This window comes from Pimelobacter simplex, from assembly GCF_024662235.1.
Classification (GTDB): Bacteria; Actinomycetota; Actinomycetes; order Propionibacteriales; family Nocardioidaceae; genus Nocardioides.
Genome location: NZ_CP096276.1, coordinates 4,545,033 through 4,559,412 on the forward strand (window position 1 = coordinate 4,545,033; position 14,380 = coordinate 4,559,412).

The following is a 14,380-nucleotide window of genomic DNA, read 5'->3' on the forward strand; positions in this document are numbered from 1 at the left end:
TCGGGTGGGACAGTACCCCAGGCCCTTATCGATCGATAAGGAGCCATGAGAGAAAGGTCCCCCCGTGGTTGACACGACAGCGCGATCCGCGGATCAGCAGCTCGAACAGCTCGGCTACCGCCCCGTCCTGCGCCGGGGCCTCGGCGTCTGGTCGACGTTCTCGATCGGGGTCGCGACCGTCGCGCCGGTGGTCGGGCTCTACGCGATCGTGCCGCTGGGCCTGATGACCGCAGGCCCCGGCTGGGTCTGGGTGCTCGGCGCCTGCCTGCTCCTCCAGCTGTGCACGGCGCTCGTGTTCGGCGTCCTCGCCGGCCGCTACCCGATCGCCGGCGGCCCGTTCCAGTGGGCCCGCCGCCTCGTCGGCCCGCGGTACGCCGTCTTCACCGGCGTCACGTACGTCGTCGCGGTCTCCGCCGCCCTGACCACCGTCACCTACCTGGCGGCCCCCTGGCTCTCCCAGCTCCTCCTGGACCGCCCGGTCTCCGGCGTGGAGCAGGCCGTCTGGAGCGCCGCGCTGCTCCTGGTCGCGCTCGGCGTCAACAGCCTCGGCGTCGGCGCCACCAAGGCGCTCGTCAACCTCGGGATCGTCTGCGAGATCGTGGCCTCGCTGGTGCTCGGGCTCGTCCTGATCATCGGCTTCCGGCACCACGACTTCAGCGTGCTGTTCACCAGCGCCGGCTCCCTCGCAGCCGAGGACGGGAAGTCCCTGACCGCCGTCCTCGCAGCCTTCGCCGTCTGCGGCTGGGCGTTCGTCGGCTTCGACGCCGGCGCCTCGGTCGCGGAGGAGACCGTCGACGCGAGCCGGAGCGTGCCGCGGGCCGTCGTCTCCGCCACTGCTGTGGTCGGCCTCGTCGTGATGGTGGTGGCGATCGCCGTCATCCTCAGCGCTCCGGAGAACGGCCCTCTCACCCCGGCGGCCGTGGCCGACCCGATCCTGCACACCGTGCTCGCCAACCTCGGCGACTGGGCCCGGATCCCGTTCCTGACGCTGGTCTGCATCACCTTCGTCGCGTGCGTCCTGTCGATGCAGACCTACCTGGGCCGGGTCATCTTCGCCGCCGCGCGCGAGGGCGTGCTGCCGCGGAGCCTGCGGCTCGACGACGTCACCCAGCGCAGCGCCGCACCCGTCCGCGCCATGGCGCTGGCCAGCACCCTCGCTGGGCTCGGCCTGCTGCTCGGCCTCAACCCCCGGGCGATCGGCACCATGATCACCTTCGGGACCGGCGGGCTCTACATCACGTTCTTCCTGGTCGTCGCGGCGACCGCCTTCGCCCTGCTCACCGGTCGCTGGCGCCCGCTGCCGACCCGCCGCGCCGAGCTGGGCTTCCGGGTGATCGTCGGGATCGCCTTCACCTGGCTCGCGTTCGAGGTCGTCAACATCGCCTGGCCGCGCAGCATCCTGGCGGCGCCGGGTGCGTCGACGTTCGAGATCTGGGCGGTGTCGATCGTGTTCAGCATCGTCGCCGTCGGCACCGGGCTGGCGATCCTGCTCGGCCGGCCCGAGCGGCGGATGCGGCCCGTCCCCGAGGACCGCCCCTAGGGTGTGGCGGCCCGCAGCCCGCGCAGGATGAAGTCCGCGCCCTGCCGGGCCGCCTCCTCCGGCGACGTCGCGAGGCCGAGGGTGTTGAGGTTCATGTGGCTGATCGTGATCCCGGCGATCATCGCCTCGGCGACCACCGGGTCGATCGCGACGAACTCACCGGCGGCGATCCCCTCGGCGACCAGCGCCTGCAGGATGTCGGCCAGCTCGCCCAGCTTGGCCGCCCACGCCTCGAAGCCCGGCTCGTGCACGAAGTCCGACGCGTGGGCTCCCGCCAGTGGGATCGCGCCGGAGTGGATGGCCAGCAGGTCGTCGTACACGTAGGTGTGGAGGCGCTCCGCGGGCGAGCCCGGCGCGGCGAGCGCGGCCCGGGCCTTGACCAGCGTCTCGTCGAGGCTGACCGCCAGCAGGTTCTCGGCGATCGCCTGCTTGGACTTGAAGAAGTGGAAGAGCGCGGGTTGGGTGACCCCCACGCTCGCGGCGATCTGCCGAGTGCTCGTGCCGCGGTACCCGTGTCGCCAGAAGAGGATCGACGCCTGCCGGAGGATCGACTCCCGGGTCTCGCTCACGCAGCCCGCCTTCGCTCGGCAACAGGCACGTCGGTGAGCATAGACGGCACAGGGACAAAGCCGGGACACGGAAGGGACAACACCGAGGACAACGGTCGTCGCCCGCGGGACGAACCGCCTCCTAGCGTCGCCGCATGACCTCACCGGACCGGAACCGCAGATCCCCCCTCGCCCTGGCCGCGACCCTCCTCACCGCTTTCCTGGTGTGGCGTGCCTCAGACATTTCGGACAGTGGATCAAATAAGGTCCATTCCGAAATGGAGGTAACTAGTTAATGCCGGAAAAGCGTCGAAAGTTCACGCCTGAGTTCAAGGACGAGGCCGTGAAAATGGTGATCGAGTCGTCTCGTTCGATCGCCGAGGTCGCCCGCGAGATCCACGTCAATGAAGGCACGCTGGGAAACTGGTGCGCGAAGTACCGGGAGGCGAACCCCGAGGAAGAGTCGCCACTGTCGATATCGGAGCGTGCCCGACTTCGTGAGCTCGAGAGTGAAGTTCGCGAACTGCGGATGCGTAACGAGTTCTTGGGAAAAGCGGCGGCCTTCTTCGCCCAGGAGTATCGGTGAGCGCGAAATACGAGTTCATCGACGCGCAGAAGGCGCACTATCCGGTGGTCAAGATGTGCGCCTGGGCCGGGGTGTCCCGGTCTGGCTTCTACGACTGGGCCGACCGGCCCGCCTCGGCCACCGCACAGCGTCGCGAGCGACTCAAGGCCGTGATCGAGGCCGTCTTCGACGACTCCGACGCCACCTACGGCTACCGGCGGATCCACGCTTCCCTCGGCCGCATGGGCGAGGACGCCAGCCCGGAGCTGGTGCGGGGGCTGATGCGCGAGCTCGGACTGGTGCCGTGCCAGCCCCGGCCGTCCCGGCCGACCACCACCATCGCCGGCGACGCCGCCGCAGTGCCCGACCTCCTCGGACGCGACTTCACCGCCCACGCGCCGGGAACCAAACTCGTCTCCGATATCACCTACATCGGCACGGATGAGGGCTGGTTGTACCTGGCGACGGTGATCGACTGCGCCACCAAGGCCTGCATCGGCTACGCCATGGCCGACCACATGCGCACCTCTTTGGTAGTCGAGGCATTGGATATGGCCGCACGCAACTACACCCTGGAATCACAATGTGTGATCCACTCGGATCGCGGAACGCAATACATGAGCGACGAATTTGCCCGCGCAGCCTCACGACTCGATCTTCGCCGGTCGGTGGGTAGAACTGGGATCTGTTTCGATAACGCGTTAGCCGAATCGTTCAACGCAGCGGTGAAAGTCGAACGGGTCAATCGCGTGACCTATCCCACCCGCGACGAAGCGAGGAAAGACGTGGCCCGGTACATCGAATTCCGCTATAATCGCCTACGTCTTCATTCAGCACTCGGCTACCGCACCCCACAAGAGGTCCACGACGAGTACTGCAACCAGCAGCAGGCAGCGTAAAAACACAATTAATCACTGTCCGAAATTTGCGCGGCAGCCCAGTGGCCTTCGCGTCCCCCGCCCAGGCCGCCGCCGGGGAGTGGCAGGACGGCACCAGCCAGTCCGACACGATCATCGACTGCCTCACCCGCCTGCCCTCGACCGGCGTCACCGCCAACACCGGCTGGTGGTCCCCGACCGGCGAGGTGCCGAAGGTGGGCGAGCCCTTCCTCCTGCACGGCTACATCGGCCTCGTCGGCCTGCCGTGCAGCAGCGGCGTCGCCGTCCTGCCCGAGCTCGTCTTCGACGAGACCGCCTTCGGCTACCCCGACGAGCCGGTCAAGTGGGGCATCAACGACATCGACGACCCGACCCCGACCTTCTCCACCGACCGGGTCGAGCTGACCCGCGGCCCCAACGGCGGCATCGCGATCGCCTCGGTCGGGGGCCGCGCGATCACCCTCGAGCGCGGACAGATCTTCGAGTTCCAGGTCCCCGTCGTCGCCAAGCGCGCCCTCAAGGGCACCGCCACCCGCGCCCCCAGCTGCCCCGGCCGCACCGCCGGCACCAAGCCGTGCGCCGTCGCCGAGAGCGGCGACCACCTGCAGGTCGCCTTCAAGGTGAGCGGGCACGGCGGCAACAAGGCGTACGTGACGCCGTACGTCCCGCTGTTCGCGACCGGCTCCGGCGGCACCGGCGGCGGCGTGGTGGCCAAGGTCGCCTCGACCACCGCGGCGACGTACAAGGTGGCGGCGCGCAAGAAGGGCACCGCGACCGTCACCGTCCGCGCCGGCAAGACGGCCACCGGGCGGGTCGTCGTACGGGATCTTGCTCGCGGCGGCCGCGTCGTCGGCCAGAGCACGCTCACGGCGGGCCACCGCGGCGTCGTCCGCGTGGTCGTCGCCAAGCTCGGCAAGGGCAAGCACCGCCTCGTCGCCCAGTACGCCGGGTCGCCGACCGTGAAGCCCTCGAGCTCGGCCGTGCGGTCCATCCGGCTGCGCTGACCCCGCACCCTCACCCTCGCCGCGAGGCCCCGACCTGTCTTCCGCAGGCCGGGGCCTCTCGGCCATCCTGGACCGGTGTCCGCACTCGCCCCGCACGACGAACGCCTGCTCCTCGCCGCCATCGACCTGGCCCAGCAGGCCCGCGACCACGGCAACCACCCCTTCGGCGCCCTGCTCGCCACCCCCTCCGGCGACGTCCTCTGCGAGGCCGAGAACACCGTCCTCACCGACCGCGACGTCACCCGCCACGCCGAGCTGAACCTGGTCAGCCGGGCCTCCCGCACCCTCACCCCGGACCAGCTCACCACCGCCACGCTCTACACCAGCACCGAGCCCTGCGCGATGTGCTCGGGCGCCATCTACTGGAGCCGCATCCCCCGCATCGTCTACGCCTTCGGCTCGGACGAGCTCGCCGCCCTCGCGGGCGGCGGTACGGAGCTCACGCTGCACCTCTCGAGCCGCGACGTGTTCGCGGCGGGGGCGCCCGACGTACGGGTGTCGGGGCCGCACCTGGGAGAGCGGGCGCGGGCGGTGCACGAGGGCTTCTGGGCGTAGGCGAGCGCGGATGCTCCACCGCGGTCAAGCATCAAAATGGCCCTCCGCCACGTCTTCGCTGATCTCGCTGACGGCCTCCGAGCTGTTGGCGCTGGTGCGCTCGACGGGTTGGCGTATCCGTGATCCGCGCGACAACCCGGCTTGGCCTGCCGACAAGTCCAGCGTCGTACCGATTCCTCGCAGGTAGCGGTCTCTGGTCCCGGGAGCTATCAGAGCGCCACCGGCGTCAAGGGCTTCGTCGACCGCCCGCTCGTAGGCATCCGGGATCCTCGCGACGTAGTCATCGACGATGTCCATGAAGGAGGCGTCGTCGACGCCGGCTTCGTCAGCGCATCGCTGGAGATCACTCCGACCGATGTTGCGCAGCCGGTAGTCATTGCCGATCTTCATCGCAGTCTTGCCCTTGTAGAAGATCTTCTCTGGCCCCAGCAGAAGAGACCCCGAGGTGAGGTCATAGAGCGGAGCGAGACGCGCCCTGTCGCCCACCAGGAGAAGGCTGTAGTTCTTGGCATGAGCGTCCACCCCGGCGGTGAGCCAGTTGTAGATGAGGGAGCGCACGAAGAGTTCACGCGAAGGGGCCACATCGCTCGGGTGCAGACCGGAGATCAACTTGTTGACGTCCGCGACCCCAGGTCCTCCGTCGTTCTGATACTTCACCTTCCTCGTACGGCCCAGGGCCTGACAGAGGTCTTCCTGGTGAAAGCGACGGGTACCCATGGGGTCGATGACGCGGTCGTACCTCTCCACGACGAGCGCCGTCTGTGCGCCGAATTGCATGATGGCCACGGCAGCGACACTGAGACCGAGGTGCTGGGCCGCACGCATGGAGACGAACTCGGCCACATCGGCGTTGGCAAACCGAGCGACTCCGACCTTGAAGATGTGCGTACTGGCCGCGCGGCCACTCGGCGCCGCCCACGAACCGTCCTGCTGTCGAGCCAGCGCAAACTTTCCCTGCGCACCACCGAGCGACCAACGACCACCGTGGTCGTCTGCGTTCCAGGAGGTGACGTCACGGCGCAGCGATGCCAGGCGGGCCTCTATCTCCGCTTCGCCGACTCCCTCATGTCGTCCTGTTTGATTGGGGATCAGCCCGACAGGAACGACCTGGACAGCGCCGGCGCAGTCGATACCCATGCCTTCGAGCAGGTTGAACGGCGAAGGCGACGGCGCTTCGAAGTCAGTCGCCCATCGTTGCCGAACCTCGTCGTCATCGGGAAGAAGGTTGTCGAACCACGGCGCGACGACATCGTCGCCGTACTCGGCTTGCTGCTTGGGCATGGAGCGCGAGAGCGGCGTCGCGCCCCTGCGGTTGCGATAGGTCTCGTCGTAGGCGAAGCGAAGGCTTCCCTTGCGGTCCCTCGAGAGAGTTCCGGCGTGCTCGCCTTCAATCCAGACGGCGAGGTCGTCAGCCACCGAAGATCCCTCGGAAGGGATCCTGCTCGGTGTCGACGAGATCAACAGCGAGACCGACGGCTTGGACAGCCCTGATAGCGAGTCCGATTCGCGACGTCGGCGACCCTGACTCGAACGCGATCACCCATTGCCTGGTGACGCCGACAAGTGCCGCGAGATCCGCCTGCGACATTGCTGCTCGCAGACGCGCTTGTTTCACGAGCGCCCCCATCTGCTCCGCGTTGGTGGCGATCACGTCTTCCTCCATTGTCGGCGTTCGTTGACATCGCAGCCGATGTCAACTGTGGTTGACATCTTGCGGGATGTCAACCACGGCTGACATCACCGCCATGTCTTCTCTAGCAGACATGGATCGCACCAGCTGCGAAACGCCAGCCCCACTGGCTTGGAGAAAGGAGAACGTGACGTCGTTGAAGAGCACCCACTGAGTCGGCGACACCGAGCCGAGGCACGGGCTCGCTCGGCGGTCCTACCTGCGGCGAGGGTGCAACCGTGCGTTCTCACCGGCCGTCAGGCCCGGCGAAGAAACGGGTCTGACCTACTCGGAGCCGCCTGTCGGAATCGAACCGACGACCTAGTCATTACGAGTGACTCGCTCTACCGACTGAGCTAAGGCGGCGTACGCCGGTCTGCACCAGCGACCGCGGCAGCATACCGGGACCGGCCCCGAGACCGGGAATCCGGGTCGGCTTCAGCAGGTCAGGCCGTCCTGGGGGACCTTGCCGTCGATGAGGTAGGCGTGGACGGCGTCGTCGATGCAGCTGTTCCCCTTGTTGTACGCCGTGTGCCCGTCCCCCTCGCGCGTGACCAGGACGGCGGACTCGAGCTGCTCGGCCATCGCCACCGCCTCCTTGTACGGCGTCGCGGGGTCCCGCGTGGTGCCGAGGACCACGAGGGGGGCCGCGCCGGAGCCGTCGATCTTGAGGTCCGGCTCGTCGGTGGCGGTGAAGGGGTCGCCGTCGCAGGCGGTCAGGCCCCAGGCGAAGACCTTGCCGAAGGTGGGTGAGGCCTTCTCGAAGTCGGCGAACTGGCCGGGGACCTGGTCGGGCGTGATGGACCAGGGGTCGTCGAGGCAGTTGATCACCGAGATGGCCTCGAGGCTGTTGTCGGTGTAGCGACCGCCCTCGCGGGAGCCGTAGAAGTCGGAGAGCTGCAGGAGGGTCGAGCCGTCGCCCTTGAGGGCGGCCTTGAGGCCGTCGTCGAGGAAGGACCAGTTGTCCTTGGCGTAGAGGGGGGTGATCAGGCCGTAGAAGGCGAGGCCGACGGTGAGCTTGCGGCCCTCGGCGTCCTTGGTCTCGAGCGGCTTCGCGTCGATGTCGTCGAGCAGGCCCTTGATGGTCTTCAGGCCGGCGTCGACGCTGTCGCCGAGGAAGCAGTCACCGTCGGCGACGCAGCTGCCGACATAGGAGCGCAGGGCGGTCTCGAAGCCGGCGGCCTGGCTGAGGGCGCCGTCGCGCGAGGACAGCGAGGGGTCGATGGCGCCGTCGAGGACGAGGCGTCCGGTGTTCTCGGGGTAGAGCTCGGCGTACGTCGCGCCGAGGCGGGTGCCGTAGGAGAAGCCGAGGTAGTCGAGCTTGTCCTCGCCGAGGGCGGCGCGCAGGACGTCCATGTCGCGGGCGGCCTCGACGGTGCTGACGTGGGCGCCGAGAGTGCCGGAGCGGGCCTTGCAGCCGGCCCAGAAGTCCGCGGAGTTCTCGGTGGCCTGCTTCAGCTCCTCCGGGGTGTCCGGGTCGGGGTCGGCGGCGATGTAGGCGTCGAGGGCGGAGTCGCTCAGGCAGTCGACGGGGGCGGACTTGCCGGTACCGCGGGGGTCGAAGCCCACGATGTCGTACGCCGCGCGCAGCTCGGGCGCGAAGTAGTACTGCGCGTCACGGACGGTGGAGGTGCCCGGAGCACCGGGTCCGCCCGGGTTGATCACCAGGGAGCCGATCCGGTCGCCGGTCGCCTTGGCCCGCTCGAGGGCGATCTCGATCGAGCCGTCGCCGGGCTTCTGGTAGTCGATGGGGACCTGGAGGGTGGTGCACTCGTCGGCGCCGCAGGCCGACCAGCTGAGCTTCTGCTGGTAGAAGTCCTCCATCGTGCGACCGTCCGCGCCCTGGGTCTGCGCGGGGGGCGGCGTGGAGGAGTCGGCGGCCGGCTCGTCGGAGTCGCCGCCGCTGGTCAGCAGCACCACTCCGATGCCGACGCCGCCGGCGAGCACGAGGGCCCACACCACGACGACCGCGACGATCAACTTCTTGCTCACCAGCAGCTCCTCATCGTTGTGGCGCCTTCAACGCCACCATCATCGACTCCAGGGCCAAAGCCACCGGCACGTTGAACTCCAGCATCTGTTCCCGCGCGGCGAAGATCCAACCGATCCTGCGGAGGTTCAGCTCGGGGGTGGAGGTCTCGACGATGGTCTGGACCTGTTCCCGGATGTCCTCGTTGACCAGCTCGCCGGGGGCTCCGGTCGCGAGCGCGATGGCGTCGCGGTAGACCGACATCAGGTCGGTCAGGCCGCGGTCGACGACGTCGAGGTGGCGCCGCTTGGCACGGGTGCGCTGGCCCTTCTCGAGGGCGGCGAGGGCGGGGCCGTACTCGCGGGGGCGGCGGCCGCGCTCGACCACGCCGTAGGCCGCGTCGAGGTCGACCTTCTCGCGCGCGTCGAGCTCGGCGGTGATCGCGTCGGCCTCGTCCTTGGCGGCGCTCGCGAGGCGCGTGGCGGCGTCCATGCAGCGGCCGAGGGTGGTCAGCCGCACCGGCATGCTGACGACCTCCTGGCGCCGGCGGCTCACGTCGTCGTCGAAGGCCAGCGCCCGGGCCCGGCCGATGTGTCCCTGGCTCGCTCGCGCCGCGTACGTCGCCCGCCCGGCCTCGACGCCCCGCGCCTGCAGGAAGCCGGCGACCTCCTCGGTCGTCGGCGTCGCGAGGGTGACCAGGCGGCAGCGCGAGCGGATCGTGGGCAGCACGTCCTCGACGGTCGGCGCGCACAGCATCCAGATCGTGCGGCCGTTGGGCTCCTCGATCGCCTTGAGCAGGGCGTTGCACGCCTGCTCGGTGAGCCGGTCGGCGTCCTCGACGATGAGGATCTGCCAGCGGTCGCCCATCGGGCTCAGCGACGCCCGGCGGACCAGGTCGCGGACCTCGTCGACGCCGATCGACAGCTTCTGGGTGCGGATCACCGAGACGTCGGCGTGCGAGCCGGCGAGCACGGTGTGGCAGGTGTGGCACGTGTCGGGGCAGTCGGGCCCCCGTCCGCCCTGGTCGCACTGGAGCGCCGCGGCGAACGCGATCGCCGCGTTGGACCGTCCCGATCCCGGCGGACCGGTGAACAGCCAGGCGTGGGTCATCCCCTGGCCGGCGACGGCCTTCTCGAGCGCGGCGACGGTCGGCTTCTGCCCGACGAGGGTGTCCCAGACGCTCACGGTGCCATCCTCCGTGCCTGGGCCAGCAGCGGCGCCACCCGCGCCGCGATGAGGGCGGCGATCTCGTCGATCGTGCCGCGGGCGTCGACGACGAGGTAGTGCGCGGGGTCGTGCGCGGCGAGGTCGAGGAACGACTGCCGTACCCGCTGGTGGAAGGCCAGGCCCTCGCCCTCGATCCGGTCGCGCTCCTCGAACCGGCCCAGGCCGGCCTCGGGCTCCAGGTCGAGGACGACGGTCAGGTGCGGGCGCAGGTCGCCGGTGGCCCACCGGGAGACCTCCTCGAGCTCGTCGCGGTCGAGCGCGCGGCCGGCGCCCTGGTAGGCGAGGGTCGAGTCGACGTACCGGTCGGTGATGACGACCTCGCCGCGGTCGAGCGCGGGCAGCACGAGGGTCTCGACGTGCTCGGCCTTGTCGGCGGCGTAGAGCAGGAACTCGGTCTTGTGGGCGAGCTCGCCGGTCTCGGGGCTGAGCACGATCCGGCGCAGGTCCTTGCCGACCGGGGTGTCGCCGGGCTCGTGGGTGAGCCGCACGGCGTAGCCCTGCTCGGCCAGCCGGTCGCGCAGCAGCCGTGACTGGGTCGACTTGCCGCCGCCCTCACCGCCCTCGAAGCACACGAAGACGCCGGTCGAGGTGTAGCGGCCGGGATAGCGGGTCACGGGTTGAACCTACGAGACGGGTCCGACACGTGCCACGTCCGGGGCGACCGTCCTACGCTCGCGTTGTCATGTGGACCACCAAGACCGCCCTCGGCGTCGTCCTCCTGCTCGTCGGCGGTGCCGCCCTCGGCTGGTGGCTCCTGCGCGACGACAGCGTCTCCCACGCGCTCCCGGCGCCCCGCGACCTGGCCGCGGTCACCCGGGCGATCACGGACGCCGTCCCGCCCGCGCAGCGCGACGCGGACGTCCCCGGCGTCACCGTCGGCGTGAGCAAGGACGGCGAGGTCGCCTGGACCCGCGGCTTCGGCGTACCGGAGGACCAGCTGCTCCAGGTGGGCTCGATCTCCAAGACCGTCGCGGCCGCGGCCGTGCTCACCCTGGCCGACGAGGGGATCCTCGACCTCGACGCGCCCGTGTCGTCGTACCTGCGGGCGTGGCGGTTGCCCGCCGAGTTCCCCGACCCGGACGCGGTCACCCTGCGCCGGCTGCTGTCGCACACCGCCGGCATCGGTACGCCGGGCTACCGCGGGCGCCCGGCGGTCCGGCCGCTGCCGACGACGGCCGAGGCGCTCGACGGCATCCGGCAGAGCGAGGAGCCGGGCACCTACGCCTACTCCGGCGGCGGGTTCACGATCGCCCAGGAGGTGGTCGAGGAGGTGACCGGGGAGCCGTTCGCCGACGTCGTGCAACGGACCGTGCTCACACCCCTGCGGATGACCGCGAGCGGCTACGCCTGCCCCGGCGCCACGCTCCGGTACGCCGAGGCCGCGGCCGCCGGCCTCTGCGCGACCGCCGCCGACCTCGCCCGGTTCGCCGGCTGGCTCGGCTCCGCGGACCCGCGCGCCGTCCGGATGCGCACCCCGGCCGCCGGCACCGACGGCCGCTACGGCCTCGGCACCGAGATCGGGGACGACGGCGCCACCGTCGGCCACCTCGGCGTCAACCGTGGCTTCCACGCCGAGCTCCGGGTCAACCCGGCGGCCGGCGTCGGCCTCGTCGTCCTCACGGACGGGGACCGCGGCGGCGAGGTCGTCGCCGCGGTGCTCGGCGCGTGGCAGGACGCGGGCTAGGCCTTCTTGGCGGCCTTCTTGGCCGGCGCCTTCTTGGCCGCGGCCTTCTTGGTGGTCGTCTTCTTCGCAGCCGCCTTCTTGGCCGGCGTCTTCTTCGCGGCGGCCTTCTTCGCGCCCTTCTTGGCCGCCTTCTTGGCGGGGCCCTTGGCCCGGCGCTCGGCCAGCAGCTCGGCGGCGCGCTCGAGGGTGATCTCCTCGACCGAGTCGTCCTTGCGCAGGGTCGCGTTGTACTCACCGTCGGTGACGTACTCGCCGAACCGGCCGGCCTTGACGACCACCGGCTGCCCGGAGACCGGGTCGTTGCCCAGCTCCTTGAGCGGCGGCGCCGCGGCGGCCCGGCCGCGCTGCTTGGGCTGGCTGTAGATCTTGAGCGCCTCGTCGAGCGTGATCCCGAAGATCTGGTCCTCGCTGGTGAGCGAGCGCGAGTCGGTGCCCTTCTTGAGGTACGGCCCGTAGCGGCCGTTCTGGGCGGTGATCTCCTCGCCGTCCTCGCCGGCGCCGACGACGCGCGGCAGGGCGAGCAGCTTGACCGCGTCGCTGAGCGTGACGGTGTCGAGCGACATCGACTTGAACAGCGAGCCGGTGCGCGGCTTGGCGCTCTTGGGCGCGTCCTCCGGAAGCACCTCGGTGACGTAGGGACCGAAGCGGCCGTTCTTGGCGACGACCTGCAGCCCGGTCTCGGGGTCGACGCCGAGATCGATCTCCTCGCCGGCCGGGTTGGCGAGCAGCTCCTTGGCCTTGGCCACGGTCAGCTCGTCCGGCGGGAGGTCCTCGGGCACGTTGGCGCGCTTGGCGAACGCCGCGCCGTCGTCGCCGGGGCCCTCGAGGTAGGGACCGTACTTGCCGACCCGCAGGTGGATGCCGTCGTCCTCGTCGCCGACCGGGAAGGTCGCGAGCTCCTTGGCGTCGATGTCGCCGAGCCCGGTCACCAGCGGCTGCAGGCCCTCGAGGCGGTCGGAGCCGTAGTAGAACTCGCTGAGCTCGCTGACCCGGTCCTTCTGGCCCTTGGCGATGTCGTCGAGGACGGTCTCCATGCCCGCGGTGAAGTCGTAGTCGACCAGCCGCGAGAAGTGCTCCTGGAGCAGTCGGATCACCGAGAACGCGATCCACGCCGGCACCAGCGCGGTGCCCTTCTTGTAGACGTAGCCGCGGTTGAGGATCGTCCCGATGATCGACGCGTACGTCGACGGGCGGCCGATCTCGCGCTCCTCGAGCTCCTTGATGAGCGTGGCCTCGGTGTAGCGGGCCGGCGGCTTGGTCTCGTGACCGTTGGCGCTCAGCGACGCGGCCGAGACCCGGTCGCCCTCGTGCAGGTTGGGGAGCCGCGTCTCCTGGTCGTCCTTGGCCGCGTTGTCGTCGGTGCCCTCGACGTAGGCCTTGAGGAACCCGTGGAACGTGATCACCCGGCCGGACGCGGAGAAGACGACGTCCTCACCGGTGCTCGCAGCGCCGCCGAGGCGGATCGTGACGGACTGGCCGACGGCGTCCTTCATCTGCGAGGCGACGGTGCGCATCCAGATCAGCTCGTAGAGCCGGAACTGGTCGCCCTTGAGACCGGTCTGGGCCGGCGTGCGGAACGAGTCGCCCGCCGGACGGATCGCCTCGTGCGCCTCCTGGGCGTTCTTGACCTTGTTGGCGTAGGTGCGGGGGGCGTCGGGGAGGTACTCCGCGCCGTAGAGCTCCTGCACCTGTGCCCGCGCCGCCCCGATGGCGCTGCCCGACAGCGTCGTCGAGTCGGTACGCATGTAGGTGATGAAGCCGTTCTCGTACAGTCGCTGCGCGACCGACATCGTCACGCTCGAGCTCATGCCGAGCTTGCGGCTGGCCTCCTGCTGGAGCGTGGTCGTGCGGAAGGGGGCGTAGGGGGAACGGCGGTAGGGCTTGGACTCGACCGACCGGACGTCGTACGTGCTGTCGGCGAGGCCGCTGACGAGCGCCTGGGCCCGCCGCTGGTCGAGGTGGACGACGTCGGCGCGCGCCTTGAGCTGGCCGTCCTGCCCGAAGTTCGAGCCGCTCGCCACCCGCGTCCCGTCAACGCTGTAGAGCTTGGCCGGGAACATCCGCTGGTCGTGCGCGGAGCCGGCGTCGAAGGTGCCCTCGAGGTCCCAGTAGGAGGCGACCTTGAAGGCCATCCGCTCCTTCTCGCGGTCGACCACGAGCCGGGTCGCGACGGACTGGACGCGGCCGGCGGACAGACCCGACATCACCTTGCGCCACAGCACCGGCGAGACCTCGTACCCGTAGAGACGGTCGAGGATGCGGCGCGTCTCCTGGGCCTCGACGAGGTCCATGTCGAGGTCGCGGGTGTTGGCGGCGGCGGCCTGGATGGCCGCCCGGGTGATCTCGTTGAAGGTCATCCGCTTGACCGGGATGCCCTTGGGCTTGAGCTCGTCGAGGAGGTGCCAGGCGATCGCCTCGCCCTCGCGGTCCTCATCGGTGGCGAGGTAGAGCTCGTCGGCGTCCTTGAGGAGCTGCTTGAGCTTGGCGATGTGGGACTTCTTGTCGCGCGGGACGATGTAGTACGGCGTGAAGTCGTGCTCCACGTCGATCGCCAGCCGACCCCACGGCTTGTCCTTGATCTTGGCCGGGGTGTCGGCGGCGTTGTTCGGGAGATCCCGGATGTGGCCGATGGAGGACTCGACGACGAAGCCGTCGCCGAGGTACCCGCCGATGGTGCGGGCCTTCGCCGGCGACTCGACGATCACCAACTTGTGGGACACGGAGACCTTCTCTGCTACTTG

General features: G+C 69.9%; 12 protein-coding genes and 1 tRNA gene. 5 read left to right on the forward strand and 8 right to left on the reverse strand.

What is annotated here, in order from left to right:
* Nucleotides 1-64: 64 nt before the first annotated feature.
* Nucleotides 65-1,540: an APC family permease gene (locus M0M48_RS22305; protein ID WP_257752802.1), complete on the forward strand. Its 1,476-nt coding sequence runs from the start codon at nucleotides 65-67 to the stop codon at nucleotides 1,538-1,540.
* Here the strand turns inward: M0M48_RS22305 and M0M48_RS22310 are convergent.
* On the reverse strand, nucleotides 1,537-2,109 hold the full coding sequence (locus M0M48_RS22310; RefSeq protein ID WP_257752803.1) for a TetR/AcrR family transcriptional regulator: 573 nt from the start codon (nucleotides 2,107-2,109) through the stop codon (nucleotides 1,537-1,539). The two genes, M0M48_RS22305 and M0M48_RS22310, sit on opposite strands and share 4 nt — an antisense overlap.
* Nucleotides 2,110-2,383: 274 nt before the next feature.
* Between M0M48_RS22310 and M0M48_RS22315 the strand changes: the two genes are divergently transcribed.
* From M0M48_RS22315 to M0M48_RS22325, 3 genes are all read left to right on the forward strand, one after another.
* Nucleotides 2,384-3,552 (forward strand): IS3 family transposase gene (locus tag M0M48_RS22315; protein WP_257752069.1). Its coding sequence is split into 2 segments (ribosomal slippage): nucleotides 2,384-2,636 and nucleotides 2,636-3,552, totalling 1,170 coding nucleotides; the frame shifts between segments, so codons are not numbered across the junction.
* A gap of 41 nt (nucleotides 3,553-3,593) precedes the next feature.
* Nucleotides 3,594-4,535: an Ig-like domain-containing protein gene (locus M0M48_RS22320; protein WP_257752804.1), complete on the forward strand. Its 942-nt coding sequence runs from the start codon at nucleotides 3,594-3,596 to the stop codon at nucleotides 4,533-4,535.
* Nucleotides 4,536-4,610: 75 nt separating this feature from the next.
* On the forward strand, nucleotides 4,611-5,090 hold the full coding sequence (locus tag M0M48_RS22325; RefSeq protein ID WP_257752805.1) for a nucleoside deaminase: 480 nt from the start codon (nucleotides 4,611-4,613) through the stop codon (nucleotides 5,088-5,090).
* Between the two features lie 24 nt (nucleotides 5,091-5,114).
* Here M0M48_RS22325 and M0M48_RS22330 read toward each other — a convergent pair whose 3' ends face one another.
* The 6 genes from M0M48_RS22330 to tmk all read right to left on the reverse strand — a co-directional run bounded on the left by M0M48_RS22330 (nucleotide 5,115) and on the right by tmk (nucleotide 10,569).
* On the reverse strand, nucleotides 5,115-6,506 hold the full coding sequence (locus tag M0M48_RS22330; RefSeq protein ID WP_257752806.1) for a type II toxin-antitoxin system HipA family toxin: 1,392 nt from the start codon (nucleotides 6,504-6,506) through the stop codon (nucleotides 5,115-5,117).
* A complete protein-coding gene (locus M0M48_RS22335; protein WP_257752807.1) occupies nucleotides 6,499-6,741 on the reverse strand; it encodes a helix-turn-helix transcriptional regulator in 243 nt (80 codons plus the stop codon). Before M0M48_RS22335 ends, M0M48_RS22330 begins: the two co-directional genes overlap by 8 nt.
* A 311-nt stretch (nucleotides 6,742-7,052) precedes the next feature.
* A tRNA-Thr gene (locus tag M0M48_RS22340) sits at nucleotides 7,053-7,125 on the reverse strand.
* A 72-nt stretch (nucleotides 7,126-7,197) separates the two neighbouring features.
* The gene (locus tag M0M48_RS22345; protein ID WP_257752808.1) at nucleotides 7,198-8,751 is read right to left on the reverse strand and encodes an alpha/beta hydrolase; all 1,554 of its coding nucleotides are present in this window, start codon (nucleotides 8,749-8,751) and stop codon (nucleotides 7,198-7,200) included.
* 10 nt (nucleotides 8,752-8,761) lie between these two features.
* Nucleotides 8,762-9,913 (reverse strand): DNA polymerase III subunit delta', encoded by a 1,152-nt coding sequence (locus M0M48_RS22350; protein ID WP_257752809.1) that lies wholly within the window; start codon nucleotides 9,911-9,913, stop codon nucleotides 8,762-8,764.
* Nucleotides 9,910-10,569, reverse strand: a complete 660-nt coding sequence (tmk, locus tag M0M48_RS22355; RefSeq protein WP_215812397.1) for a dTMP kinase — start codon at nucleotides 10,567-10,569, stop codon at nucleotides 9,910-9,912. The genes M0M48_RS22350 and tmk overlap by 4 nt, the downstream gene beginning before the upstream one ends.
* A gap of 68 nt (nucleotides 10,570-10,637) precedes the next feature.
* Between tmk and M0M48_RS22360 the strand changes: the two genes are divergently transcribed.
* On the forward strand, nucleotides 10,638-11,639 hold the full coding sequence (locus tag M0M48_RS22360) for a serine hydrolase domain-containing protein (protein WP_257752810.1): 1,002 nt from the start codon (nucleotides 10,638-10,640) through the stop codon (nucleotides 11,637-11,639).
* Here M0M48_RS22360 and topA read toward each other — a convergent pair.
* Nucleotides 11,636-14,359 (reverse strand): type I DNA topoisomerase, encoded by a 2,724-nt coding sequence (topA, locus tag M0M48_RS22365; RefSeq protein ID WP_215812395.1) that lies wholly within the window; start codon nucleotides 14,357-14,359, stop codon nucleotides 11,636-11,638. The genes M0M48_RS22360 and topA overlap by 4 nt on opposite strands.
* Nucleotides 14,360-14,380: the final 21 nt, after the last annotated feature.

Coding starts and splice junctions, on each gene's coding strand:
- M0M48_RS22360 (WP_257752810.1), top strand. CDS start 10,638: ATGTGGACCACCAAGACCGCCCTCGGCGTCGTCCTCCTGCTCGTCGGC.